Source organism: Humibacter ginsengiterrae, from assembly GCF_054780115.1.
The window spans coordinates 24,276-49,744 of record NZ_BAAGWY010000010.1 but is presented as its reverse complement, the minus strand read 5'-3'; the positions used below and the strand labels follow the sequence as shown (position 1 = coordinate 49,744).

The following is a 25,469-nucleotide window of genomic DNA, read 5'->3' as shown; positions in this document are numbered from 1 at the left end:
GCTAGCCCCGAAGACCCCGCCCTCGTGACAGATCCCGTTCTCCCCGTTCGCCCAGCGACCGGGCCCGGCTCGGAGTCGAGCGCGCCCAGTGCAGGGTCGGGAGAACCAGGGACGCAGGTGTTCCTCAGCCGCCGGGAGCGCCGGGCGTTCGAGGAGGCCCAGGCGCGTAGCGCCGAAACCCAGACAGCACAGCCGCGCAGCGCCGCAGCCCAGGCGACGCAGGTCGACGTGCGCGAGACGGATGCCCGCCTCGACGATTCCCGTCGCTCCCCTGATGCCGGCCGCGTGCACCACGTGGATGTCGTCCCTGTGTCGACCCAGACCGGACGCGTCCGGCTGCGCCCCGAGGAGCTGGCCAGGTCGACGGACTCGGCACCAGTGCCCATCACCCTGCCCGGACCGGGCGCAGAGGCGCAGGCATCCGTCGCCCCGACCCGGCGTAGCGTTCGCACCACTCCGAAGCCGGCGAAGGCCACGGGTGCGAAGCCGGCCAGGTCGAAGCCGGCGAAGGCCACTGCGACGAAGCGTCGCTCGCCCCTTTCCCGCATGCTGAGCAAGGCGCTGATCATGCTCGCCGCCGCTGGACTCGTGGCGACGACGGCGGTGCCGGCCTACGCCCAGTTCGAGCGGCCCACCTGGTTCGACCCCAGCACCGGCAAGACGCAGACGCTCGCAGTCGGAGCCGTGCAGAGCGGCCTGATCGACCGCAACGACTTCGCCGCGCACACGATGTCGACGGCGCTCGATTCCACGCTGGGAACCGTCGTCGCCCCAGAGGTGCAGGCCGTCGCTCAGCAGCTGATGACGGCGGTGGCCCAGGGCCGGCTCACCGGAAGCACGCCCGACCACATCTTCGAGATCCGCTATCTCGCCGCCGGCAAAGCCGTCCCGGGGTGCGGCATCGACTATCGCGTGCTGCAAGCCATCGCGTTTGCGCTCACCAAGTTCAACACCGTCGGAGTGAGCGACATCAACCGGCACTGCACCGGCCAGATCGAGGGTGCGGGCACCGCGTCAGCGCACTACGCGGACGGCGGTGGGCACGCCGTCGACTTCTTCCGCCTGAACGGGCACGCACTCACGGGCGGCGACCCCGACTCGATCAATCTGATCGAAGATCTCGACGCCGTGGTGCCGACGGATTCCACGGTCGGGCAGGTGAACTGTCGTTCGGGTCTCTCGCTCAGCCACTTCAAACAGATCGACGACACCTGCAACCACGTGCACGTCGACTTCCTCGACGCGAAGGCCGCGACGCTGCTCGGCGGCTGACAAGGCGAAGACTGACGCGCGAAGGAGTGTTGATGACGACGTTCGAGGCGGAGCTCTCGTTGGACGGCAAGACGGCCACCGGTATCACGGTGCCCGAGGCGGTGATCGAAGAGCTCGGCGGCGGAGGTCGCATCCCGGTCGCCGTCACCATCGGATCGGTCACGTACCCGAGCACGATCTCGCGCATGAACGGGCTGGCGAAGATCCCGGTGAGCGCGGAGATCCGTGGCAAAGCGGGCCTCGAGGCCGGGCAGCTGCTCACCGTGACGGTCGAGCGCGACGACGCTCCGCGCACCGTCGAGGTGCCGCAGGAGCTGCGTGCCGCGCTCGACGAGCATCCGGATGCCGCCGCACGGTTCGCCGCGCTGTCGCCCAGCAACCAGAAGCGCTTGGTGTTGGCCGTGACGTCGGCCAAGACCGACGAGACCAGGCAGCGCCGGCTCGCGGCGGTGCTCGCCGAGCTTCAGGGCTGACCGCTTCGCACCCGGTCTCGCCGGCGGATGAGTTCGGCGATCTCAGCCGTGTTGCCGGCCAGTGCGATGGCGCGGTCGTACGCGTCGCGCGACTCCTGCATGCGTCCCAGCCGTCGCAACAGGTCCGCTCGGGCGGCATGATAGGCGTGGTATCCGGCCAGTGCGTCGTCGAGGCGTTCGATCGAGGCCAGTCCGGCCTCGGGCCCGTCGAGTTCGGCGAGTGCGATGGCCCGGTTGAGGGCGACGATCGGCGACGGATCGAGACGAACGAGGTGGTCGTAGAGCGCGACCACCTGTGACCAGTCGGTCTTCGCGAAGGCCGCGGCGGAGGTGTGCACGGCGTTGATCGCTGCCAGTATCTGAAAGCGCCCAGGTGCCTCGCCGGCGGCGAGCCGGTCGCGGACCAACCGATGTCCTTCCGCGAGCAGCGTCGCATCCCACGCATCGCGATCCTGTTCGTCGAGGCTGACCAGCTGCCCATCGGTGGAGACCCGCGCATCGCGCCGCGCCTCCGTGAGGATCATCAGGGCGAGCAAGCCGGCCACCTCGCCGTCGCGCGGAACGAGGTCGTGAAGCATCCGGGTCAGTCGGATCGCCTCGTCGGTCAGTTCGCGGCGCACCGGATCGGTGTCCGGACCGGTCGCCAGGTAACCCTCGTTGAAGACGAGGTAGAGCACGGTGAGGACGCCGGACATCCGCGCGGGCAGGTCCTCGGCCTTCGGCACCCGGTAGGGGATGCCGGCCGCCTTGATCTTGGCCTTAGCTCGGGTGATCCGCTGCCCCATGGTGCTCTCCTGCACCAGAAAGGCTCGCGCGATCTCCGGCATGGTCAGACCCCCGACCATGCGCAGGGTGAGCGCGACTCGTGCCTCCATCGCGAGTGCCGGGTGGCAGCACGTGAAGATCAGCCGGAGCCGGTCGTCGTCGATGACGCCGAGAGGCTCAGGCGGCTCGTCGTGGAGCATCCATGCCTCCCTCTGCTTGTCATCGCGCTTGTTCTCGCGGCGGATGCGATCGATCGCCTTACGCACGGCTGTCGTGGTCAACCACGCGCCGGGGTTCGGCGGCACGCCGTGCGCCGGCCACCGTTCGACAGCGGTCGCGAACGCCTCGGCCGCGGCGTCCTCGGCGATGTCCAGGTCACCGAAACGTCTCGCGAGGGATGCGACCACGCGCGCCCACTCCTCCCGGTGGGCCAGCGTGATCGCCTCCGCGGCGTCGCTCACTGGAACGGCCGCACCTCGATCTTGCGATCGCAGACCCTCGACGCCTCGGTCGCGAGCGCCAGCGCCACATCCAGGTCCGGTGCCTCCCAGACCCAGACGCCGGCGAGGTACTCCTTCGACTCGATGAACGGCCCGTCGCTGACGACCGGATGCTCGCCCCGGTTGTCGATGACGGTCGCGGCGTCAGGGCTCGCGAGCCCGCCCGCGAAGACCCAGTGGCCCTCGGCGATCAGTCGTTCGTTGAACTTGCTGATGGCGGGACGCCTGTCGGTGCTGCCCGGGTCGGCCTTGTTGTCGATCACGGATACCAAGTACTGCATCTGAAGATCATCTCCTTCGTGAAGTGTCACACCGTTGCGTACTGCGGGCGGCCCGCCGGCCGGTAGCGCTGGATCGCCACGCCCTTCGAGTCGATGCGGGACTCGAGCAGCTCGAGCGCGAGATCCGGACCGGACTCCGGGAACAGCCGTGCACCCAGGCCGACGATCACCGGGATCACGATCATGGTCATCTCGTCGACCAGCTCGTTCGCCAGCAGCCATCGGATGAGGGCGCCGCTTCCGTGCACCTGCAGCTCGCCGCCCGGAGCGGCCTTCAACTCTTCGATCGCCGCAGCGAGATCGCCGCCGAGCACGGTGGTGTTCGCCCACTGCGGCGCCGACAGAGTGGTGGAGGCGACGTACTTCGGCGTCCCATTCAGCGCCACCCCGATCGGATGCGCGCGCATGCTCTTATCGGATCCCCACGAGCCGGCGAACAGCTCGTACGTGCGCCTGCCGAAGAGAAAGGCCTCGGCGTTCTGGTAGGTCTTCGTGATGAACGCCCTGGTGTCGTCGTCTCCCTTGCCGAACGCCCACCCGCCGCGCTCGAACCCGTTCGGGTGGTCGCGGGTCGGTGCTCCGTTGTTCTGGATCACGCCGTCGATGGAGATCTGGGTCATGGTCGTCAGCTTCATGGTCACGCTTCCTTTGCCTCGGCACCGCCCCTAGTGGGCGGTCTCACCAGTGCTACGAACGCGACCGACGTGATCCGACATCGTCGTGGGAATTCGTGATGAGCTCCCGTCATTTCCCGGCGCTCCCCGCGCGGCGGGTGGCGTTCGGGGTCTCGCCGAGCACGGTGCTGTAGCGGCGGGAGAAGTGAGCGTAGTCCGCGTACCCGAGCTGCGCCGCGAGCGCGCTGAGGTCGGTCTCCGGCTCCTGGTAGAGCGTGACCGCTGCGGCCTGCAACCGTCGGCATTCGATGAGCCACTTGGGACCGAGCCCGAGGTACTCCCGCACCGTGCGCTCCAACGTGCGGGGTGCGACCTCGAGGCACGCTGCCAGTTCCGAGGCACGGTTGATGGATGCCTCCATCTCTGCCAGACGGCACGCCTCGTCGACGAGGCGGTCGCGCTCGCCCACGCGGTCGGCGTACGGGAGCAGCCAGTTTGTCAGCGCCTGGACGAGCGGCTCGTGCGACCGCTGTGCCATGGCATCCGCGATCCGCTCGACCGGGGCGTCGTCGAGTGGGACGCCCTCGGCCGGCACGGCCCGTGGCAGCACACCGTGCCCATCGAGCAGGATGCGTCCAGCGCTCGGTCGCAGCAGCACGCCGACCGCCCAGCCGCGGCCTTCGAGGCGGCGAACGCTCACCCGTCCGGTCGGCGGGAACAGGCCGCCCGTCACGGCATCCCGAGCCGCACCCTCGACGACCACGTTGAACGCCGGGTACGTCAGCACGCGCTGGTCGACCGTCTCGCCCTTGGGAACGTCCCAGCGCACCACCCAGACATGCCGCACGAGCTCGTCCAGTGCCGAAGGCAGCGTGAACCGGTCGAACACGGCGCGCGGGTTGCCCGGGTTGAGGTGCCCGCGCGAGCGCGGTGCGGCATCCGCCATCGTCTTCCCCGTCATGCTCGTCGCTCGATGTCGCAAAAGTACAAGACGGCACCGACTGCCGATGCGTAGCGTCGAACGCATGAGTGAGAACACCACGACTGAGCGCGTCACGGCAGCGAACGGCGCGCACACGACCAACGGGATGCCGCACGGATCCACCTCGATCACGCCCCACATCGTCGTTCGCGACGCCGCCGAGGCGCTCGCCTTCTACCGCGACGTCTTCGGTGCCCGCGTGCTCGACGTCACCCGGTTCCCCGGCGGCGACGGCATCGCGCACGCCGTCGTCGACTTCGGGAACGGCATGCTCACACTGAGCGACCCGCTCGAGTCCGTCGGACTCGTCGCCCTCGACGACCCCGAGCGCCGCCCGTACTCGCTCGCCGTCTACGTGACCGACTGCGACGCGGTGACGGATGCCGCGGCATCCGCCGGCGCGACAGTCCGGGAACAGCCGGCAACGTTCGTCACCGGCGACAGGTACTCGTCGATCCTCGACCCGTTCGGGGTGCGGTGGGCAGTGATGACCCGCGTCGAAGACCTGTCGTTCGAGGAGAGCGCAGCCCGCGTGGCGGCCTGGGCTCAAGAGCAGAGCTAGAGCACAGGAGCAGAGCTGAAGCTCAGGAGCAGAGTCAAGGATCAGACGCCGCCGAGGGTCGGCCGGCCGACGCGGACCGGAGTGGAGTTCTTGCGGAATAGTTCTTAGCGATATATCGTTGACGTGTCTTAGATAGTCACGTTAGGAGATTCGCTATGAGAAACGACTACTTCCACGGCGACGAACACCGTCGCCACCACGACCACCCGGCACGCCCGTCCTTCGGCGGGGACCCCTGCACAGGCGCACCTCGCCGGCATCACCACGATGCCGCGGACGGACACGGCTCGGCCCACCATGGTGCTGGCCGCGGCGAGCCCGGCTTCGAGCACGAAGCGAACGCCGGCAGCGCCCCGCATGGGCACCACGACGAGCATCACGGCGGTCCCGAAGGCCTCCCGGGCTTCGGCCCACGCGGCTTCGGCTACGGACGCCGCGGCTTCGGCCCCACGTTCGACCCCCGCGGGTTCGATCCGGCCGCGTTCGCCGCGTTCGGCGGACGAGGGCGCAAGCGTGCGTCCCGCGGAGACATCCGTGCGGCCATCCTGAGCCTGCTCGCCGAGGAGCCCAAGAACGGCTACGCGCTGATCAAGGCCATCGCCGAGAAGACCGACGGCCTCTGGAAGCCGAGCCCCGGCTCGGTGTACCCCACGCTGCAGCAGCTGGTCGACGAGGAGCTGGTGGAGGCGACCGGTGACGGCCGTCGCACCGACTACGCGCTGACGGATGCAGGCAAGGCCTACGTCGCAGAGCACCAGTCGGAGCTCGACACGGCATGGCAGGCGGCGCCCGGGCTGAGCGCCTCAGGCGCCGCGCTGCACGAGGCCGTCGGCAAGCTCATGGGCGTGGTGCATCAATACCGGTTCGCCGCGACCGACGAGCAGCGCAAGCAGGCCGCCGAGAAGATCGATGAGCTGCGCAAGGCGCTGTACCTGATCCTCGCGGAGTGATCTGCAGCCCGGCCGCGCGTGTGCGGCCGTCGTCGAGCCACCCGGAAAACGTCGAGCCACCCGGAAATCTGCCCAGATTTCGGGGTGGTTCGGCAATACCCGGGTGGCTCGCTGCGGCTCAGCCCGCGACGTCGCCGTCCAGGTAATACCAGCGGCCGTGCTCGCGCACGAAGCGGCTGCGCTCGTGCAGCACACCGCCGTCGCGGGCGCGTCCGGGCGCGGGCAGGATGCGCCAGAACGCGCGGAACTCCACCTCGCCTCTTTCGCCGTCGGTATCGGTGTCGAGGATGTCCAGCCGCCGCCACTCCATGGCGGGGTCGAGATCGAGCGAGGCGGGACGGGTCGACGGATGCCACGTCGCCAGCAGATACTCCACGTCACCCACCGCGAACGCCGAGTAGCGCGACCGCATCAGCGTCTCCGGAGCGGACGCGATCGAGTCGCCGCGGTGCAGGCATCCGCAGCACTCGTCGTATGTCTCGCCACTGCCGCACGGGCATGGAGCGGTGCCGTCGTTTGCACTCCCGCTCATTCGCTCTCCCGCATCCCGCTCGACCGGCAGGCCGCGTGGGCTACCCATCGAGATCGCGTTTCACTGACGAAGAATGTCGTTCCAGAGCAACGCATCAGCAGTTTCTGTCAGTCAAACGAGATCTCGGTCCTGTCCGCAACGCAAGCTCACGGCTCGGGCAGCGGGGTCGCTTCGAGGGTGCCCGCGAGCATCCGCTCGTTCAACTCTGCCAGCTGCCTGGTGAACAACGCCGCTCCACCCTGCGCCGGATGACGCAACGCCGGTGCCGCGATGCCCGCGGCCTCCAGCGCACCCTGCGCCTTGCGCCCGACCGCCGCGATCGTGCGCACGCCGAACGCCCGCGCGAGCTCGAGTCCGACCGGCGCTCCCGCGCGCACCTCGGGCGAACGCGGCGCACGGTTGGTGCGCCGCTCGCCCGCCACGAACGGATGGTTCGGATAGACCGACCACAGCAGCGGCAGCGGTCCGCGCCACGATTTCAACGCGGCCCAGACCACCCGCGATGACGCCTCCCAGGGGGCACCCGGATGCTCCGGCAGTTCGAGCCCGTCACCCTCGGGTCGTCCGCTGATCAGGCCTGGACGGGTGTGCACCTCGCGCACGCTGGTGAACGGAACGCCGCTCACGGTCATGCCGCGGTGCCCTGGCGCCTCGCCGAGGAGCAGGATCTGCGGTCCCACCTCCGCCATCAGGCCGAGGTACCGCAGCAGGTTCCGCCGCCGGAGCGCACCGTGCGGGGTGCCGGCGTCGTACAGGAACTCCGCATCGTCCGGTGTCTGGGCGGCGACGGCATCCAGTGCGGCGAGGAACCGCGCGAGATCGGGCTCGCGACGCACACCGCCCACAGCCTCCGCAGCGAGATCGGGCTCGCTCACTCCTTGTCGCGCAGCCAGTGCGACCGCTTGAACGTGCGACCCCACCATGCGGTCAGGCCCTCGCCCTGGTACTGCTCCGGGTCGGCCTCCAGCACCGCGTCGCCCTCGGGTGCGGGAAGCCCCGCCACCTCCGACGCGTCGATCGACGTCGCGACCCCGTCGGTCGTGATCGAGGTGACCTGATTCGCATCCACGAACCGCAGCCCGTGGTGAGTGCGCACGGCGAGGCCGTCGAAGAGGTCGAGCGAGGCATCCTGCAGCACGTGCTCCACGGTGCCGAGCTCCTCGCCGGCGGATGTGGTCACGTGAGCGCCCTTCTGGAGCGCTGTGTAGGCGATGGGTTCAGGCATGGATGCCACCCTACGCCGCAACACCGGGTGGCAATCTCTGCGACGTGTGACGTTCGCGCCGCTTCTCGACGGCTCCCGGGTCTCCGGGTGAAAGCGGCCGGCAACTGTTAGCGTGCTGTGGGCAAGCATCCGTGATTCTGGGGGATTAGCGATGCGGTGGGGGCGTGCAGCGTCGGTCGTCGCGCTCGTCGTGATCGGCGTCGTCGGCATCACCGTCGCGCCGCTGCAGCAGAGCCCGGTCGCGACCTCGCGGTATGCGTTCCTCGACGCGATGTCATCGGGCAAACAGGATGCCTACCTCGAGAAGCACCCGGACGCCGCGGTCGGGCTGCTCAACCTTCACCCCGAGGCGAATGCCGCCGCGTGGCGCGACTTTCCCAAGGACCTGCGCCACGACCTCGCCGAGACCCTGCCGTCGCTCATCGGTGGGATGGAGGGTGTCGACTACGCGTCGCGCGACGTCGCGAACCGCGCGTGGCTGGCATCGCTCATCGCGTCGACGAAGCGTGCCGTGAAGAGGCATCCGTCGAATGCCGTCGCGCAGCAGAAACTGAGGTGCCTGCTCGCCGTCAAGGCTGCGTTGAAGGTCCACAAGCCGCGCCGCTACCTGGTCGACCTCACGAACGACCCGAAGCCGCTCGCCGCCATCGCGATCGGTAACCCTGACAAGGCGAGCATCGTCTCGTTCACCGTGCCAGGCATGGGCACGTACAGCGACGACATGCAGCTCTGGGCGGAGGGTGCGCAGAATCTCTACGACGCGCAGGGCGAAGCGGGCGCGACGAAGCAGCGGGCGACCGTCGCGTGGATCGGCTACGTCACGCCGCCACCCGGCATCGATGCGGCGCTCGGCCAGTACGCGCACATCGGGGCGCAGAACCTGGTCGAGGCGCTCGAGGGGTTCTGGGCGACCCGGGGCAAGAAGGCTCGCGACAAGGTGACGCTCAACGTCGTCGCGCACTCGTACGGCACGACGACCGCGGCGGATGCCCTCGCGGCGAAAGGCCTCGGCGTGTACTCCTTCGTGATGCTGGGCTCCGCGGGCATCGAGCAGAGCGTCGGCTCGGCGCGCCAGCTGCACGCCAAGCATGTCTACGCGGGCGAAGCGACCGGCGACACCGAAGCGAGGTGGGGGCGCATCTCGCGCATCGACCCGCGCTCGCCGTCGTTCGGTGCCATCCCGCTCGCGGTCGACGGCGACCCGAACAAAGACGAGTTGCCGGTGACCGGCCACACGCCGATCCTGCACTCCGACTGGAACGACAACCCCATGTCGAGTGCGTGGGCGAAGTTCACGAACGTCGACGAGTTCGCCCAGAAGTATCTGGATCACATCCAGACGTACGGGTATCTGGATGCCGGCACCGAGTCGATCGCGAACGTCGCCGCGGTCACCGTACCGCTGCACCACCGCGACGCGCACGACGCGACGGTGTCGCCGTAACGCTCGCGCCCGGGCGGCTGTGGATCCCGAAGAAGCCAGGGTGACACGGGCCTGCGCGGCGCGGTCCTCTTATCGCTGTGTTGACAGAGCAGCACAGGGATGGCAGCGTTACCATTTGCAGCCTCAGTGGCCTGCCTGATTCACACCCCCTTCCAGCGAGATCGATGAGGATCACATTTTGACCAAAATGTTTACGCTAACATTCCGCCGCGGTCGCGCGGCCCTCGGCTTCAGTGCCGTCGTGTTCGCCGTGGTGCTGGCACTCCTTGCAAGTGCAGCCCCCGCCTCGGCGGATCCGGCACTCCCGCATTCGGTGCAGCCTCATCCTTCACCGAGCTACGGCACCGCGCAGTTCCGCGGCGTGAACTGGGCTGACCCGAGGGACAACTACGCCAGCGACGCGGTCGTCCCGACCGGCCTGTCGACGTCGGACGACTACCAGCAGGTCTACGCCGAGTCGATGAAGGTACTGCAGGGTTTCCGTCAGAACCTCGGTGCGAACACCGTGCGCCTGCCGATCAACCCGGCCAGCGTCGGGACGACCTGGTGGAATTCGTACCGGGCGACCATCGACGCTGCGACGGATTCCGGTTTCAAGGTCATCGTGAGCTACTGGGAGTCCGATTCCGCCAAGGACGGCAAGATCGATGACACTGCGGCGTGGAACACGATGTGGAACACGGTCGCACGCACCTACGCCGGTGACTCGCGCGTCTACTTCGAGCCGATGAACGAACCGTTCGGCTACACGCTGCAGCAATGGGTCGGGATCACCAGCACCTGGCTCAGTGATCACCGCTATATCCCGCGCGACCGCGTGGTCATCAGCGGCACGGGCTACAACGACGACGTGACCGGCGTCGGGGCGGCCCCGCAGCTGGCCGGGACGCTGCTGTCGCTGCACTTCTACGGATTCTGGGCCTCCTCCACCACGGAGAGCGACTGGACGGCGAACCTCGCGCCGCGCGTCGGAAAGTACTCGAACCGCACCATCATCGACGAGGCCGGCGCCCCGATGACGATCGGGCTCAACTACGGGGCTCACAACGGCAACGTGTACACGTCGTACTTCGCGGCGCTGACCGACTTCGCCCGCAGCCATCACATGGGGATCGTGTACTGGCCGGGCCTGCGTGCAGGAGACTCGTACTCAATCGAGTCCCTCCAGCCCGACGGCACGCTCGCGAACAACAGCGCAAGCGGTGTCGCCCAGCTGCAGTGGGGCTGGGGCATCGGCGACCGCGAGCCGGTGAACGACCAGCCGGCAGCCCCTCCCGGCAAGCAGATCGTCGGCGCAGCGTCCGGGCGTTGCGTGGACGTTCCCGGTTTCAGCACGACGCCGGGGACCGCCCTGGACTTGTGGGACTGCAACGGCGGCGGCAACCAGTCATGGAACGCCGACGCCAAGGGCGAGCTGACGATCTACGGCAGCATGTGCATGCAGCTCGGCACCGATGGCACGATCGCCTCGGCCGGCGCGTCGGTCATCATCGCGAACTGCACGGGCGCGACGGTGCAGCAGTGGAAGATCAACACGGACGGCACGATCACGAGCGGCGCAGACTCCAGCCTGTGCCTGGATGCCGCTGGCGCCGGAACCGGAAATGGGACAGCGGTGGACGTGTGGTACTGCAACGGCGGTTCGAACCAAAGTTGGACCCTGAGCTGAGGGATCGGCGCGGCAACGGCAGCCAAGCTGTTGCCGCGCGGCCTCAGCTCCAGCGCCCCGGCGCACTCAGCCTCGCGGACCACACGGCGCCGATGCTCGCGCCGATCACGAGCAGCACGGCGACCACTCCGACCCAAGTGAACCGCTGCCCGAGCAACACCAGCCCGGCCAACGCCGCCGTCGCGGGCGCGAGGCTCATCAGCGTGGCGAACGTCGAGGCGTGCAGGTGCCGCAGGGCCAGGAGTTCGAGCCCGTACGGAATCGTTGATGACAGCAGCGCCACCGCCGCGCCGAGCAGCAGCACCTCCGGCCGCAGCAGTGCGGATCCGGCCGAGACGATCCCGAACGGTGCAGACGCGAGGGCGCCGATCGTCATCGCGATCGCCAGTCCGTCGAGCCCACCGAACCGTCGCCCGGTCTGGCGCGACAGCAGGATGTAGAACGCCCACGACGTGCCGGCAGCAGCCGCGAGCAGAACACCGATGAAGTCGAGGTGGCCGAAGCTGCCGTCGCCGAGCAACACCACGCCGATCGCGGCAAGTCCCGCCCACAGCCACGCGAAAGCCTTACGCGCGGCCACCACCGACAGCACGAGCGGTCCGAGCACCTCGATGGTGACAGCGGCGCCGAGTGGAATGCGGTCGAGCGACAGGTAGAACAGCGCGTTCATCAGTGCCAGCACAAGGCCGAAGGCGGCCACGGTCATCCAGGAGCCGAGGCGGATGCCGCGCAATCGTGGCCGCGCGATCGGCAGCAGGATCGCGGCCGAGAACAGCACCCGCAGAAACACCATTCCGAGCGAACCGACCTGCGGGAACAGCAGCACCGCGATGGATGCCCCGACCTCCTGGCACACCAGCCCGGCGACCACAAGCGCCGCGTACCGTGCGCCGCCGACCGTGCCGCGTGGCTGCGCAATCTCGGCAAGCTTCGACGTCACCCCTCGACGTTACGCTTTCGGCGATGACTCCCGAACCGTGCACCGAGGGCGACTTCGAAGAGGAATCAAGGATCGCTGCGTCTCAGGCGGCGGTAAGCAGGCCGATATCCCCTAGGAATCGCTCGAACACCGTTGTCGCAATGCCGAGCGCTGCGGGGTTCCCACGCACTGAAGAGATACCGAGCGCAACTCCATCGGCGGAGCCATCCGGAGCGAATTCGAGGAGATGGTCCCGCGCCGGATCCGCGATCACATCGCCCAGTGCCCATGCGATCCACCCGGTGAGGACCACGCGCTCCGGGTTGATGATCGCGACCAGATCAGCGATCGCCGCACCCAGGTATCGCCCGGTACGGCGCAGTGTCTCGACCACGGCCGGCTCGGACTCCTGGAACGCTTGAGCCAGGCCGCCGATGAAGTCTCGTTGCAGCGGGACGGCCGCAAGAGGGTGTACCGGGTCGATCTCTCTCAGTGTCTCCTGCAGGCCATAGCCGCCGATGTACGCCTCTACGCATCCGCGGCGACCGCATCGGCAGCGTCGGCCGTCGAGAACGAGGCGGGTGTGGCCCCATTCACCGGCGCTATTCGTGAAGCCGCGGACGACCCGCCCGTCGAGCACGATCCCGGCCCCTACGCCGGTCCCGAGGTTCAGGACGACCATGCTGGACGCATCCCGGCCGGCACCGAACCAGAGTTCTGCGGACGCTACCGCCTTGAGCGGGTTATCCACGATGAGCGCCGACCCGAGCCGATCCCGAAGCAGCCGGATCATCTCGTCGTCGTAGTCGCGCCGGCGGACGACGAGGGGTGCCCCGTCCTCCGACCGTTGCACGAGTCCAGGAAGGGTGATTCCGACACCGAGTATCGAATCACGCTTCGTCTGTGTCGTCTCCAGGGCTCGATCGAAGGCGGTGCCGATCCCTTCTGCCACGTAAGCGGGGCTCAGCTCGTGTTCATCGCGGGGGACTTCGAAGCTGCCGATCGGAGTCAGCGACGCATCGAACACGACGGCGCGAACATATGTCTCCGCCTCGTCGATACCCACAATTCGGCCGCGATCCGGATTGATCTGAAGGGTCATCGTAGGGCGGCCGACGGTCCCGGTCGACGTGCCGGCCTCCACGATGATGCCTTCGGCTAGCAGTTCTCCGACAATCGTGGCGACGGTGGCCTGGCTGAGGTCTGTGTTCTGGGCGAGTTCGGCGCGAGTCGTCTGCCGGGCATCGAGGAGAGCGTGGAGCAGAACTCGCCGCGAATCGCTTCGGATGTCTCGCGAGGTCGTCTTGCGTTTCGCCACTTTCATTCCCCAACCGGTGTCGCGACGATCCCTCCGAACTCCGGTGTGCGCGCGCCGGGAGTCGCAAACACGATGACTCGAATGCTACCGGCGTTCCAACATGCGGGGAGCCAGATTCTGCCCCCATCGCCCCCCGTGAACGGGGGTGCCTGAGGGTCGTCGAGCCAGACACGTCCCAGCAAGCGCCCGGCTGCGAAGGCGCTTGCCCGGACCTGGTGTCCGGTGAAGCGGATCGAGAGCCCGCCAGGAGGAACCGAGACTTCGAACAGCAGTTCCTCACCAGGCGAGAGTGATGCGGGAAGGGTGATATCGGGTCGTCGTGGATCCGTGGTGGCGGCTGGGCCGAGAACGCCGTCGATCAGCGCATCGTCGTTCTGAGCCTCTGCGCGCCAGCCCGTCACGCGCTCGAGCGAGAGCAGTTGCGCTCCGTTCAGCAATCCGGGGGTATGCGGACCGGTCACACTGACGGTTCGCCCCTGGCCCGCCGCGAGAAAGAGCCAGGGATCGTCAGCCGAGACGGTGCGCCGCGAGCCGTCGACCATCACGTTCACCGATCCGGATGCGAGCCCGAGGTGCAGCGCGTGCTCTCTCGTCCCGTCTATGGGAAGTGCTCGCCGGTAGGTGACCGGATCGCCGAGCCGGGTACTGCTCCAGCCCCCGAGCTCGCGAAGAGGCGCGAGGTCGTCGGCCCAATGGCCCTGGACCCGCCACAGGGAGCTCACGTCTGTTGACCCGACGATGGACCACACGCTACCCAGCCCTCTGAGAGAGCCGAGCCGGAGCGCGGGCAGACGGGCGTCGTCGAAATTCGGATGGCCCCATATCTCCGCGGTCGCGTCGACTCTTCTTGCGCCGGCCGTGGCCAATCGAGCGGTCGCCCCGAACCCGGCGAGGCTCACTGCCGCTCGGCCATCGAGGGACAGATCGACGAGGTCGCCCGCGCCCGCAACGAGGAGTTCTTCGACGTTTTCGAGTGCGGCCGCGTAGCGAACACGTCCGCGATAGACCGCCAGCTCCTCCGCAGAAGGCGGAAGCACGTGCGACGACACGCTGCCTTGGATGACCGCCGTGACCTCCCGCACGTCGGTCAGAATCGACTCCACGCGGTCATCGATCGAAGCCGGGCCGTAATCGTCGAAGTGTCTCATCGTGATCGTCCAGTCCCCGATTGCGATGCGCATCGGCCTGTTGATCGACGGTGTCCGGAACCTCAGAAGGACGATGGCACCACGTTGCTCCACCGAGACGTCAGCGTCATCATCAGGGGACGTCTGCTGCATGGCGGGACCCGGCCGCAGCGCGATCACCGCGTCGGTCTTGGAGACGAACTCCAGTCCGTGCTCGTCCGCGGCGATGAGGTCGGCAGTGGCGAGTGCTAGGAAGGCATCGATCCCGTAGGGATGCAAAGGGAGCTCGCGCAGTACGAGTGCACAGCCTTCGGCAGGAACGGTGAATGCCACCTCGGGAACGCCGGACCGTGCGGGAAGCGTCACCTCTGCCGGAACGTGGGTGAGATTCGGTATGCCGATCAACTCCCCGCCGCCGTTCAGGGCTATCAGCGAGGGAGCGGAGCTCGTGGCGGAGTCGATCGAGTAGGTCCGGTCGGCCGCCCGCGTCCTTCCGGCGGCGAGGCTCTCACCGAGGGTGCGCACGAGCGCCGCGAGGATCCGCGCATCCGCCACCTCGGCTCGCTCCTCGCCGACGGGCGAGAGAAGGCCGCCGAAATCGTAGTCGTGGCTCATGAATCCGCCGGGATTTCCCCAGTTGCCGACCGATGGCGTGAAGCCGTGGTTGAATCCGGATGCCTGCAAGTACGGGGCCAGCAGCTTCGCCCCGCTCACCAGCAGCCTCCGCAACGTGGCGTGCCGGCGATTGGTCTCGGTGACGAGGAGCGGTAGACCACGGTCTTCGAGTGCGGCTGAGTAGTGTCTTGCCTCCGACTCCACGAACGGGGACATGTCGTTCGGGTAGAAGTTCACCGTGGGGATGACATCCTCGGCGTGACCGGTTGCGCCGTGGAGATCGCCTTGCCCGGCACACGCGATGAGAGGCACTCTGATTCCAGAGCTCAACGCGAGGTCTCGTAACGCGCCGACGTATCGGCCTCGATCGTCGCAATCGAAGAAGTCGAGTTCGTTTTCCAGCTGAACGGCGACGACCGGCCCGCCCGCACCGTACTGGCGCAGTGCGATCAATGGCATCACGTGGGCGAACCACTCTTCCACGTGTGCGAGATACCTCGGCTCGAACTGGCGAAGGCGCAAGCCCCGGTCGAGGGCAAGCCATGCGGGAAGCCCGCCTCCGTCCCATTCGGAGCAGATGTACGGACCTGGGCGCGCAATGACGAGCAATCCGACTTCATGAGCGAGGTCGATGAAAGCTCCGACGTCGCGGTCCCCGGCGAAGTCCCAGACGCCGGGCGATCGTTCGTGATGGTTCCAGGGAATGTAGAGATCGATCGCGCGGTATCCGCTGTCCCGCACCTTCTCGAGCCGCGATCGCCATTGGGGTCTGGGGATGCGGAACGAGAAGAGGGAAGCGCAGAGCAGCACCTCTTCACGGCCGTCGATCACAAGTCCCGAACGCGTCAGGCGCACGGGTGGGCGACTCATTTGACTCCCGAGCTGCCGCCGGAGATGTTCATCTCGTAGAGATACCGCTGGCCGAGATAGTAGATCACGATCATGGGCACGGTCAGCATGATCGAACCGACCATAACCAGGTTCCACGGGGGCAACTGGAGCGCGTTGCTGGTGGAAGCCATGTACTGCACGCCGAGCGACAGTGGCATCTGGTTGACGTTGTTGAGGTAGATCAGCGGGCCCATGAAGTCACCCCAGGATGCGGTCAGCGTGAAGATGGCTATCGCCGCCAGCACCGGCCAGAGCAGCGGCAAGATCATGCGACGGTAGATCCCGAAGTACCCGAGCCCGTCGACCTGTGCAGCCTCGTCGATCTCATTCGTCATGCGGGAGACGAACTGGCGGACGAGGAAGACATTGAACGCGTTCGTGAAGAAGTTGGGCACGATCAACGGGAGGAACGTATTCACCCATCCGAGATCCTTGAACAGGATGAACTGAGGGATCATCGTGATCTGGCTCGGGATCATCATCGTCGCGATGACGATGATGAACATGACGTTCTTGCCCGGCGCCCGCAACCGTGCGAATGCGTACCCGACCAGGGACGACGAGAGTACCTGTCCGACAGCGGACAGCGAGGCAATGATCGCGGAATTCAGAACGAACCGGCCGACCGGGAGTCCCATGTTGAACACGTGGGCGAAATTTCCCCAATTCCATTCGTGGGGAAGGATCGTGAACTGGTTCTTCGCGCTTGTCAGGTCGCTCGACAGAGCGATGGACACCATGAGCACGCAAGGCACGAGGAATATCGCTGAAACAATCAGGAGTGCCGCGTATGTTCCGGGCGTGGCTTTGAACGCCCGTAACGTCAATCGGCGAGATCGGGTTTCGGCATCAAGCGTTTTCGCTTCGATGACAGCGGTTGCGCTCATCAGCGGATCTCCGTTTCGTAAAAGACCCACTTCCGCGACGTTGCGAACGCGATGGCGGTCACACCGATGATGATGAGGAACAAGAGCCAGGCGATGGCGGACGCGTAGCCGAAGTGGTAGAAGGTGAACGCCTGCTGAAACAAAAGAGGGACCATCGTGATGCTGGCGTTGTCAGGGCCGCCCGCGGTGAGGATGTATACCTGACCGAAAACCTGAAATGCTCCGATCAACCCGATCACCAGGTTGAAGAAGATCACCGGCGTGATCTGGGGAAAAGTGATCGACCAGAACTGCCGGATCGGTCCGGCGCCGTCGATCTCCGCAGCTTCGTAGAAGTCGCGAGGGATCCCGTTCATCGCGGACAGCAGGAGCACGGTTGCACCACCTGCACCCCATACCGACATCACGATGAGCGCCGGCTTCACCCAAACCGGGTCGAGCAGCCACTGGGGTCCCTGGATCCCGAAGAGCTTGAGGCCCTGATTGAGCACACCAGACGGGGCGAGGACCATCTTGAACACCATGGAGGTCGCGACCAGGGGCACGAGCGTCGGCAGGTAGATAAGGGCTCGGAACACCTTGCGTCCCCGAACCCGCTTATTGAGGAGGTTCGCGAGCCAGAGCCCGATGAACAGGCCGAGTGGAATAGAGAAGACGGCGTAGTAGAACGTGTTCCAGAGCGCCTTCCAGAAGACCGGGTCGTTGGTAAGTGCCTTCGCATAGTTGGCAAGCCCGACGAATTGCGGAGCCGTGAACGAGTCCCAGTTCGTCAGCGAGAAATAGATGGACGCGAGCATCGGGCCGAACAGGAACACGAGGAATCCGATAACCCAGGGGGAGATGAAGAGCCAGAAGTAGAGAGCTTCCTTCTTCTGTCGCTTCGAGAGTTTGCGTGGGGGAGTTCCCGCACGCAAGCGGCGCGACCCGATCGATCGCGCCGCACGGAAGGCCCCATCGAGACCGATTGCCACGACAGCCCTTAGCTACCGCTGATGACGGACTCGAGCTGCTTCTGCGTCGCGTCTAGCATGGTGCGGGTGTCGCCGCCCTTGTTCCACCAGTCCGTCATGGTGCTGGTGAACACGTTCTGCATCTCGTTCCATTGGGAGATGAACGGCGGGCGATAGATCATGCTCGACGACTGCGCGAACACGCCCATGTCGATTCCGCGCGACTCCCAGCTCGGGTGAAGCAGAGTATCGGACTTCTGCACGGCGAGATTGGCCGGTACGTCCTCGCCTTGGTCGATAATCACCTTCTGCGCCTTGGCATCGGTGAGGAAGCTGATCGCCTTGAAGGCCGCGTCGGGACTCTTGCAGTTGCGAGTGATGGCCAGCCCGGATCCGAAGGCGGACACCGCCTTCTCTTTGCCGTGCCAGAACGGGGCGATGTCCCACTCGAAGTCTGACTTGAGGAGCATGCCGATGTCCCAGAACCCGGTTGTATTCATGGCGACCTTGCCTGCCAGGAAGGCCTGGTCGCCGCCGGTGTTGGGGCCCATGTCCGCGTATTCCGCGGCCGTTGGGATGTAGTGCTTGTTCCAGGTGAGGTCGTTGATCCATTGCAACGCGTCGACAGCGGCCGACGAGTTGATCGCCGGCTTGCCCTTGCTGTCGATGATGCGCCCACCGTTCTGGTAGACGAGGCTCCACCACTGGGGCCACCAGCCGGCTCCCGCCCAACCCCACTGCTTTCCGGCGACGGTGAGTTTTTCCATGGCGTTCTCGGCGTCGGTCCAGTTCCAGGAGGCCGTGGGATACGCAACGCCTGCCTTCTTGAAGAGGTCTTTGTTGTAGAACGTGATCATCGCCCCGGAGCGGTCCGGGATCGCGTACACCTTGCCCTGATAGCTGTAGATGTCGCCGATCGAACCGAAACGTTGGCGGAGTGTGAAACCCGCACTCTTCACGTACTGGTCGAGTGGGATCAACTGTGACTTGGACGAATATGTGTTGACGTCCTCGGCGACCTGCATGATGTCTGGGCCGGTGCCGCCGGAGATCATCGTCTGCACCTTCTGCGGATACTGCGCGGCAGGGATCAATTGCAGATCGACGTGGATGCCGGGATTCGCCTTGTGGAACAGGTCGATACGCGTCTGGTACGCCTTCTTGTCGGCGTCACCACCCCAGACCACCATCGTGAGGTTGGCCTTGCCTGAGCTGCCGCTGCCGCTGCCGCCGCTGCCGGAGTCCGAGCAACCGGCGAGTGCCATGGCGCCCATCGCGCCGAGCCCAAGTGCTCCCGCCTTGAGTGCGGATCGTCTCGTCAAATCCATCGAATGCGCCTTTCGTATTCTGCTGGCCGGCGCTTCGAGGCTCGTATGTCCGGCCGCGCTGCCAGATAATCTGCGCATTAGAGTAACCATTAAAAGAATGGTCGAGACAAGGCTCGATTCGTAGCCGTTACCGAAGCGTTACCTTGACGCCGAGGCGGCGTTGCTTGTGCGGCCCGGGTTCGATGCCGCTTCCTTCCGATCTCGAAGGATCACGATGGGCCGAAGCGCGGTCGCGCTCTGGTTACTTCCGTGTCTCGTCGCCGGCATCCGCGTGCCAGACGCGTGTGCCGCTCGGCGGTTCGGCCCGCAGCCGTCGCAGCGCCGCGACGAAAGACGCCATGCTGTCGGAATCCGCACGGTAGCGATACGGGGCGCGGGAGATCGTGATCGTGATGATGGCAACGCCGCCCGATGTGGTGACCTCTGTCTCCACATCGCCGTCGAGCAGCGCGAAGTCGGGGGCGTCGTGCGGGTCGCCCGAGGCGAACACGAGCCACTCCTCGGTGAGACCGAGCTCGCCGTCCACCCAGCGCCGCTCGCGCAGAGCGGATGCCGCCACCGGCTCCGTCACCAGGAACTGGTTGCGCGGCAGCAACTGCTCGACGTGCACGCGTCGCACCGGCTCGCTCATGCGCGAAAGCCTACGGCCACGAACGCGCACCCTGGGTGCGCGTTCGTTCTCGCGAGAGTGCGGGTTCTTGCCGATGAGGGTGCGCCAGGGGGTCAGCGCGCAGATCGCACCACCGCGACGCAGAGCGGGGCCAGCGTGATCGCCTCGGCGACGTCGGTGTCTGTGAGCAGGTCGCGGCCCGCGAACGGCAGCGACACAGTCGCGGCATCCGTCTCCGAGTGGTTAAGCGCGAACAGGAACCGGGCATCCGCCGACTCCCGCACCGTGACCTCGACGTCGGCCGGTGCATCCGGCACGAGCGATCGGATGCCCGCCGCTGCCGCCTCGTCGTTCAGCAGACGGGCAAGCGCGGATGCCTCCAGCCGCGTTCCGATGTAGACGACGCGTCCGGCGCCCACCGCGTTTTCGACAACCGCGGGGCGCCCCTCGAGCAAGCCCGTCGTGTACACCGCGCGCACCGACGCGGATTCCGCGTGCAGGCTGTCCTGCCACCAGTCGGCGGTGGTCACGAAGCCGGGGTCCCCGAAGCGTACGCCGAACGACTCACCGTCCCGAGCTGGCCAGTACTCGTCGATGTATCCGCCGATCAGCTCGCGCAACCCGCCCGGATACGCGGGTTGCCGCACGTTGTTGTTCTCGTCGACCACTCCGGAGAAGAACGAGCACACCACGACACCCCCAGCCGCGACATAGCGCGTGAGCGCCGAGACGAAGCGATCCGTGACGAGGTAGGCGTTCGGAACCACGATCATCCGGTAGTCGGAGAAGTCGGAGTCGAACGAGACGACATCCACCGCGTGATGCGCCTCGAGCAGCGGCCGGTAGTGATCCAGCACGAGCTGCGGGTAGTCGAAGTCGTTGCGCGGCAGACCGTGCGTCTCGGTGAGCGCCCACCATGCATCCCAGTCGAAGAGCACCGCGATGTCGGCGTGCGAGCCGGATCCGAGGGCATCCTTGATCGATGGCAGCTCGTTGCCGAGGCGCTCGACCTCGCCCCAGGTGCGGGATGCCGTTCCGGAGTGCGGCAGCATCGCCGAGTGGAAGCGTTCGTGGCCACCGCGACTGGCGCGCCATTGGAAGTACAACACGGTGTCCGATCCGTGCGCGATGGCCTGGAACGAGCCGGTGCGCATCAGCCCCGGCCGCTTCACGTTGTTCACCTTCCACTGCGAGACGGCGCTAGCCGCCTGTTCCATCAGCACCCACGGCTCGCCCTTGAGCGAGCGCATCAGGTCGAAGTTGAACGCGGCGGCGACCCAGGAATCGGCCTCGCCAGGGTTCGGGTAGATGTCGAGGGCGACCGCGTCTTCCTGCTTCGCCCAGGCCCAGTAGTCGGCGTTGCGGTAGAAGCGCATGAAGTTGGTGACGATCGGGATGTCGTCCCGGAACGAGCGCACGATGTCGCGCTCCGCGACGAAGCACTCGAGCAGGGCATCCGAGACGAACCGTTTGAAGTCCAGCTGCCTGGCAGGGTTCATCCACGAGCGTGGGACGGCCGGAACATCCACCTGATCCCACGATGCATACCGCTGACTCCAGAACCGGGTGTACCAGGCGTCGTTCAGGGCATCCAGCGACCCGTAGCGCCGCTGCAGCCAGGCGCGGAACGCGACCGAGCTCTGCTCGTTGTAGGCGGTCGGGCCGTACTCGTTGCTGATGTGCCACATCGCCAGCGCTGGATGCCCCGAGTAGCGCTCCGCAAGCGCCCGAGTGATGATCGCGGCCCGCTCCCGGTACACCGGCGACGACGGGTCGTAGTGCAGCCGGTTGCCGAAGCCGAACGTCTCGCCGTCGGCCATGACCGGCAGCGTCTCCGGGAACTGCTTCGACAGCCAGACCGGTGGTGCCATCGTGGGAGTGGCCAGGTCGACGGCGATGCTCGCCGAGTGCAGCAGGTCCATCACCTCGTCCATCCATTCGAACGTGAACACGCCGGGTTCCGGCTCCAGCGACGCCCAGGCGAACACGCCGAGCGTCACGAGGTTGACGCCCGCCCGCCGCATGAGCTCGACATCCTCACGCCAGATCGAGGGGTCCCACTGCTCGGGGTTGTAGTCGCCGCCGAACGCGAACCCGCCGAGCCGGGCGCGTAGGCCGTCCATCCGGGCGCGACTGTGTTGCGGGTCGATCGGGTGGTCGAGCGTCACGAGGTGAACTCCTCGGTCAGACGCCGCACGAGCGGGCGTGAAGCGAACACGGTCAAAAGAGCGAACGGTGCGACCAGGATGCCTGCAGCCACGTCGCTCCCCAGGTACACGAGTCCACCGACGGCGGCCGTCAGAGCCGCGGCGGAGAGAAGCCAGCGCGGGTTGCGGGTCAGCGCGTACACCGCCAGGCGCATCACGTCGCGCAGGCGGAACGAGAAGAACGCGACGATCACGAGCACGGTGCTGCCCCAGAGCACGGCGGCGGCGCCGAGCGCGATGAGCAGCCACGAGACGGGGGCCGGCAGGCCCGAGGTGAGGTCGAACGCGAGCACGAAGAGCAGAGCGAAGTACGGTGCCCAGAACAAAAGCGACTGCCGCCATCCCAGGCGATACCCGCGGAGAAAGAGACGGAAGGGCTCGATGTCGCGACTCTCGGTGTAACCGCGCATCGTGTAGAGGGCGGCGACCCAGGCCGGCCCGATGGAGAACCCTCCGATGAGGAGCAGGAACTGGCCGCCGATCGGAACCAGCGGCGAGAAGAACACTGCAGCGCTGAATGGCAGGGTCGCGATGCCGAACGCGGCCGTCGTGCCGAGCAGCCCATAAAGCGCGTGCATGGCGCGGAACCACGGCTTGCCGAAGACGTCGCGCTGCGTCGTCGTGCTCCCCGCTGGTTCCGCGCCCTGCCACATGAGCTCAGCCGATCTTCTTCTGCACCGCTGCGTAATAGCGGTTCGCGTTGTCGACGTAGGTCTGCATGCCCTTGCTCTTCAACGAGGAGACGTACGAGTCCCACTGGTCGAAGCCCTGCTTGCCGAGAATGAAGTTCAGCGTCGCGGTGTTCGCGGTGTCGATCAGCGCGGTCTGCTGCAGGGTGGCCTGCTGAAGCTGTGTCGGTGTGTAGGGAACGCCCGGCGACGGCGGGATCTGCTTGTACGTCGACATGACCTTCTGCCAGGCGAGCTCCTCCGGGGGCATCGTGGAGTCGACGATCTTAGTCGTGCCGCCATACATGAAGTTGCCGCAGGAGAAGCCCATGTCGTTGCGGATGTCGGTCTTCGCATTCGGGTCGCCGAATCCGTAGGCGGAGAGCTTGTAGCCCGGGAGCAGCTCGTATTTGCCGTTCTTGACCTCGTAGGTCTTTCCTTCGATGCCCCACTTGAGGAACACCTGTGCGTCGTCGGAGTACCAGAGCCAGTCGATGAACTGCAGAAGCGCCTTGAAGTCGGACTTCTTGGTGGCATCCGTCGACACCATGATGCCGTTCTCGAGCCGCGAGCCGGTGATGACCTTGCCCAGGGGGCCCGCAGGGGACGGCAGCTTGGCGATCTTGAACTTTCCGGCGCCGAGGTTCTGCTCCATGGCCGTTCGAGAGAGCACGAGCGTCTGTGCGTTCACGTTGATGAAATAGGACTTGCCCGTGTTGAACTTCGCCAGCGCCTGATCGTCGCTCTGCGTGAAGCTCTCCGGATCCATCAGCCCTTCGCTGACCAGCGAGGCGAAGTACTTGAGCAGATCCTTGAACTGATCGGATGCCGGCGCGAACGAGAACTTCTGCTTCTTCGGGTCGAAGAGCAGGCCGTTGCCGATGCCCCAGTTCGGGCCCGCCATCGTTCCCCACGTCGCGGCCGCGAGGTTGAGCGTGCTGGCCCCGAGCCAGCGGTCGGAGAACGGGTACTGGATCTCCGGATGCTTCTGCTTGACCTTCTTCAGCGCCGAGTGCAGCTCATCCCATGAGGTCGGCGTGTCGATGCCGTCCGCCTCGAGGATGTCGGTACGGGCGCCGATGGTGTAGTCGACGAACAACGTCTCGTGGAGGCCGGGGAACACGTAGTACTTACCGTCTGCCTGGCGGATCGTGGCGAGGTCGGGCTCGAGCTTCCACTTCTTCACCTTGTCGGTGAAGTTGGGCATGTACTGCGTGTAGTCGCTCGCGGCGATGATGGCGCCACCGCCCACGAACTGGGTCTCGGAGCCCGGATAGGTCTTGGCGATGACGTCGGGCGCGTTGCCGGAGTTGATCAGCAGCGACCGCTTCGTGTTGTAGTCGGCGTACGGCACGATCGTCGGGTTGAACGTCACGTTCGTCTTGTCGGTGATGTCCTTCCACAGCTCCCACGAGGACTTCTCCGGGTACGAGGGGTTGTCGTCGAAGAGCAGCGAGACGGTCAGAGGCGTCGTCGCCTTGAACTGCTCGTTCACGCCGAGCGACTTCATCGCGCCCTTGGTCTTACCGGTGAACGGGTCTTTGCCCGACGACGACGAGCCGTCGCTCGACGTGCATCCGGCGAGCAGCCCGACGGTGATGCCCGCCAGGCCGAGCGCAAGCACGTTGCGCCGTGAGAGTTCGGTGGTCATGGCTGTGAACCTCCAGATTGGGGATGTGGGTGTGTGGTGGAACGAGAGGATCGCGGACGAGGGATGCCTGCACCTGGCATCCGTCGATCAGCCCTTGACGGAGCCGAGCATCACGCCCGAGATGAAGTAGCGCTGGATGAACGGGTAGACGCAGAGGATCGGCAGCACGCTGAGCACCATGGTCACGGCCTTGATGTTCGCGTTGATCTGCGTGAGGTCGCCGGCCGCGTTGGCCCCGGATGTCTGTGCGCTGCTCGCCCCTGCGATGAGGTTGCGCAGGTAGATCGTCACCGGGAACAGGTTCGAGTGGTCCAGGTAGAGGAACGCCTGGAACCACGAGTTCCAGTTCGTGACCGCGTAGAACAGGATCATCGTGGCGAGCACCGCCTTGGAGAGCGGCAGAACGATGCGCCACAGCGTGCCGTAGGTGCTGAGGCCGTCGATCTCCGCGGCCTCCTCCAGCTCGCGAGGCATGTTCTCGAAGAACGACTTCATGATCAGCAGGTTGTAGACGCTGATCGCGTTCGGGATCACGACCGCCCAGATCGTGTTCGTCATGTGCAGCCCGTTGACCAGCACGTAGTTCGGGATGAGTCCGCCGGAGAAGAACATCGTCACGACGGCGAGGCCGATGAAGAACTTGCGGCCCTTCAGCTCGGGCTTGGAGACCGCGTAGGCGAATATCGTGCTCAGCACCATCGAGATGGCCGTCGCGACGACGGTGTACAGCACCGTGTTGCCGTAGTTGATCCAGAACATCTTGTCGCTGGCGACCACCTTGTAGGTGTCGAGATTGAACCCGAGCGGCCAGACGGTGACCTGGCCGAACTGGATGTACTTCTCGCTGCTGAACGACTCCGCGATCACGTTGAGGAACGGGTACAGCGTCACAGCGACCGCGAGCAGCAGGATCACCGCGTTGACCCAGCCGAAGATGCGCTGCCCGCGGGTCACGTGCAGGCGAGAGCCTCTTCTGCTCGGCGTCCGCGAACCGAGGGTGAGTGCTACGGTCGCGTCGGACACGCCGTC

24 protein-coding genes are annotated in these 25,469 nt (G+C 66.3%); 6 read left to right on the top strand and 18 right to left on the bottom strand.

The window, feature by feature from the left end:
* Positions 1 to 24: 24 nt before the first annotated feature.
* Positions 25 to 1,272, top strand: a complete 1,248-nt coding sequence (locus tag ACYVII_RS12610) for a hypothetical protein (RefSeq protein ID WP_460535532.1) — start codon at positions 25 to 27, stop codon at positions 1,270 to 1,272.
* A gap of 32 nt (positions 1,273 to 1,304) precedes the next feature.
* Entirely contained in the window at positions 1,305 to 1,745 is a 441-nt protein-coding gene (locus tag ACYVII_RS12605) for a YdeI/OmpD-associated family protein (RefSeq protein WP_460535530.1), read from the top strand.
* Here ACYVII_RS12605 and ACYVII_RS12600 read toward each other — a convergent pair.
* From ACYVII_RS12600 to ACYVII_RS12585, 4 genes are all read right to left on the bottom strand, one after another.
* The gene (locus ACYVII_RS12600; RefSeq protein WP_460535528.1) at positions 1,736 to 2,971 is read right to left on the bottom strand and encodes an RNA polymerase sigma factor; all 1,236 of its coding nucleotides are present in this window, start codon (positions 2,969 to 2,971) and stop codon (positions 1,736 to 1,738) included. The two genes, ACYVII_RS12605 and ACYVII_RS12600, sit on opposite strands and share 10 nt — an antisense overlap.
* Positions 2,968 to 3,291, bottom strand: a complete 324-nt coding sequence (locus ACYVII_RS12595; protein WP_460535526.1) for a YciI family protein — start codon at positions 3,289 to 3,291, stop codon at positions 2,968 to 2,970. Before ACYVII_RS12595 ends, ACYVII_RS12600 begins: the two co-directional genes overlap by 4 nt.
* 26 nt (positions 3,292 to 3,317) lie before the next feature.
* Positions 3,318 to 3,926 carry a dihydrofolate reductase family protein gene (locus ACYVII_RS12590; RefSeq protein WP_460535525.1) on the bottom strand — a complete coding sequence of 203 codons (609 nt, stop codon included), beginning with the start codon at positions 3,924 to 3,926 and terminating at the stop codon, positions 3,318 to 3,320.
* A 109-nt stretch (positions 3,927 to 4,035) separates the two neighbouring features.
* On the bottom strand, positions 4,036 to 4,866 hold the full coding sequence (locus ACYVII_RS12585; RefSeq protein ID WP_460535523.1) for a helix-turn-helix domain-containing protein: 831 nt from the start codon (positions 4,864 to 4,866) through the stop codon (positions 4,036 to 4,038).
* Between the two features lie 64 nt (positions 4,867 to 4,930).
* Here ACYVII_RS12585 and ACYVII_RS12580 point away from each other — a divergent pair, with 64 nt between their 5' ends.
* Both ACYVII_RS12580 and ACYVII_RS12575 read left to right on the top strand, forming a co-directional pair.
* Positions 4,931 to 5,449, top strand: coding sequence for a VOC family protein (locus ACYVII_RS12580; RefSeq protein WP_460535521.1), 519 nt, complete (start codon positions 4,931 to 4,933; stop codon positions 5,447 to 5,449).
* Positions 5,450 to 5,604: 155 nt separating this feature from the next.
* Positions 5,605 to 6,399 (top strand): PadR family transcriptional regulator, encoded by a 795-nt coding sequence (locus ACYVII_RS12575; RefSeq protein ID WP_460535519.1) that lies wholly within the window; start codon positions 5,605 to 5,607, stop codon positions 6,397 to 6,399.
* 118 nt (positions 6,400 to 6,517) lie between these two features.
* Here ACYVII_RS12575 and ACYVII_RS12570 read toward each other — a convergent pair whose 3' ends face one another.
* The 3 genes from ACYVII_RS12570 to ACYVII_RS12560 form a co-directional block, all read right to left on the bottom strand.
* Positions 6,518 to 6,931, bottom strand: a complete 414-nt coding sequence (locus ACYVII_RS12570) for a YchJ family protein (protein ID WP_460535517.1) — start codon at positions 6,929 to 6,931, stop codon at positions 6,518 to 6,520.
* Between the two features lie 146 nt (positions 6,932 to 7,077).
* Positions 7,078 to 7,806 carry a uracil-DNA glycosylase gene (locus ACYVII_RS12565; RefSeq protein ID WP_460535515.1) on the bottom strand — a complete coding sequence of 243 codons (729 nt, stop codon included), beginning with the start codon at positions 7,804 to 7,806 and terminating at the stop codon, positions 7,078 to 7,080.
* Positions 7,803 to 8,156, bottom strand: coding sequence for a hypothetical protein (locus tag ACYVII_RS12560; protein WP_460535513.1), 354 nt, complete (start codon positions 8,154 to 8,156; stop codon positions 7,803 to 7,805). The genes ACYVII_RS12565 and ACYVII_RS12560 overlap by 4 nt, the downstream gene beginning before the upstream one ends.
* 151 nt (positions 8,157 to 8,307) lie before the next feature.
* Between ACYVII_RS12560 and ACYVII_RS12555 the strand changes: the two genes are divergently transcribed.
* Both ACYVII_RS12555 and ACYVII_RS12550 read left to right on the top strand, forming a co-directional pair.
* Positions 8,308 to 9,600 carry an alpha/beta hydrolase family protein gene (locus ACYVII_RS12555; protein WP_460535511.1) on the top strand — a complete coding sequence of 431 codons (1,293 nt, stop codon included), beginning with the start codon at positions 8,308 to 8,310 and terminating at the stop codon, positions 9,598 to 9,600.
* A 187-nt stretch (positions 9,601 to 9,787) separates the two neighbouring features.
* Positions 9,788 to 11,269, top strand: coding sequence for a ricin-type beta-trefoil lectin domain protein (locus ACYVII_RS12550; RefSeq protein ID WP_460535714.1), 1,482 nt, complete (start codon positions 9,788 to 9,790; stop codon positions 11,267 to 11,269).
* Between the two features lie 43 nt (positions 11,270 to 11,312).
* On the opposite strand, the gene ACYVII_RS12545 is transcribed toward ACYVII_RS12550, so the two are convergent.
* The 11 genes from ACYVII_RS12545 to ACYVII_RS12495 all read right to left on the bottom strand — a co-directional run bounded on the left by ACYVII_RS12545 (position 11,313) and on the right by ACYVII_RS12495 (position 25,400).
* Positions 11,313 to 12,188, bottom strand: a complete 876-nt coding sequence (locus tag ACYVII_RS12545; RefSeq protein ID WP_460535712.1) for an EamA family transporter — start codon at positions 12,186 to 12,188, stop codon at positions 11,313 to 11,315.
* A 103-nt stretch (positions 12,189 to 12,291) separates the two neighbouring features.
* Positions 12,292 to 13,506, bottom strand: a complete 1,215-nt coding sequence (locus tag ACYVII_RS12540; RefSeq protein WP_460535509.1) for an ROK family transcriptional regulator — start codon at positions 13,504 to 13,506, stop codon at positions 12,292 to 12,294.
* Between the two features lie 2 nt (positions 13,507 to 13,508).
* A complete protein-coding gene (locus tag ACYVII_RS12535; RefSeq protein WP_460535507.1) occupies positions 13,509 to 16,118 on the bottom strand; it encodes a beta-galactosidase in 2,610 nt (869 codons plus the stop codon).
* Positions 16,115 to 16,876, bottom strand: a complete 762-nt coding sequence (locus ACYVII_RS12530) for a carbohydrate ABC transporter permease (protein WP_460535505.1) — start codon at positions 16,874 to 16,876, stop codon at positions 16,115 to 16,117. Before ACYVII_RS12530 ends, ACYVII_RS12535 begins: the two co-directional genes overlap by 4 nt.
* Before the next feature lie 149 nt (positions 16,877 to 17,025).
* Entirely contained in the window at positions 17,026 to 17,997 is a 972-nt protein-coding gene (locus tag ACYVII_RS12525) for a carbohydrate ABC transporter permease (RefSeq protein WP_460535503.1), read from the bottom strand.
* Between the two features lie 8 nt (positions 17,998 to 18,005).
* A complete protein-coding gene (locus ACYVII_RS12520; protein ID WP_460535501.1) occupies positions 18,006 to 19,304 on the bottom strand; it encodes an ABC transporter substrate-binding protein in 1,299 nt (432 codons plus the stop codon).
* Positions 19,305 to 19,545: 241 nt separating this feature from the next.
* The gene (locus ACYVII_RS12515; RefSeq protein ID WP_460535499.1) at positions 19,546 to 19,935 is read right to left on the bottom strand and encodes a hypothetical protein; all 390 of its coding nucleotides are present in this window, start codon (positions 19,933 to 19,935) and stop codon (positions 19,546 to 19,548) included.
* 92 nt (positions 19,936 to 20,027) lie between these two features.
* On the bottom strand, positions 20,028 to 22,082 hold the full coding sequence (locus tag ACYVII_RS12510) for a beta-galactosidase (protein WP_460535497.1): 2,055 nt from the start codon (positions 22,080 to 22,082) through the stop codon (positions 20,028 to 20,030).
* A complete protein-coding gene (locus ACYVII_RS12505) occupies positions 22,079 to 22,774 on the bottom strand; it encodes a YesL family protein (protein WP_460535495.1) in 696 nt (231 codons plus the stop codon). Before ACYVII_RS12505 ends, ACYVII_RS12510 begins: the two co-directional genes overlap by 4 nt.
* Positions 22,775 to 22,778: 4 nt before the next feature.
* Positions 22,779 to 24,440, bottom strand: a complete 1,662-nt coding sequence (locus ACYVII_RS12500) for a type 2 periplasmic-binding domain-containing protein (protein WP_460535493.1) — start codon at positions 24,438 to 24,440, stop codon at positions 22,779 to 22,781.
* An 87-nt stretch (positions 24,441 to 24,527) separates the two neighbouring features.
* Complete coding sequence (locus tag ACYVII_RS12495) at positions 24,528 to 25,400, bottom strand: carbohydrate ABC transporter permease (protein ID WP_460535710.1); 873 nt, start codon at positions 25,398 to 25,400, stop codon at positions 24,528 to 24,530.
* Positions 25,401 to 25,469: the final 69 nt, after the last annotated feature.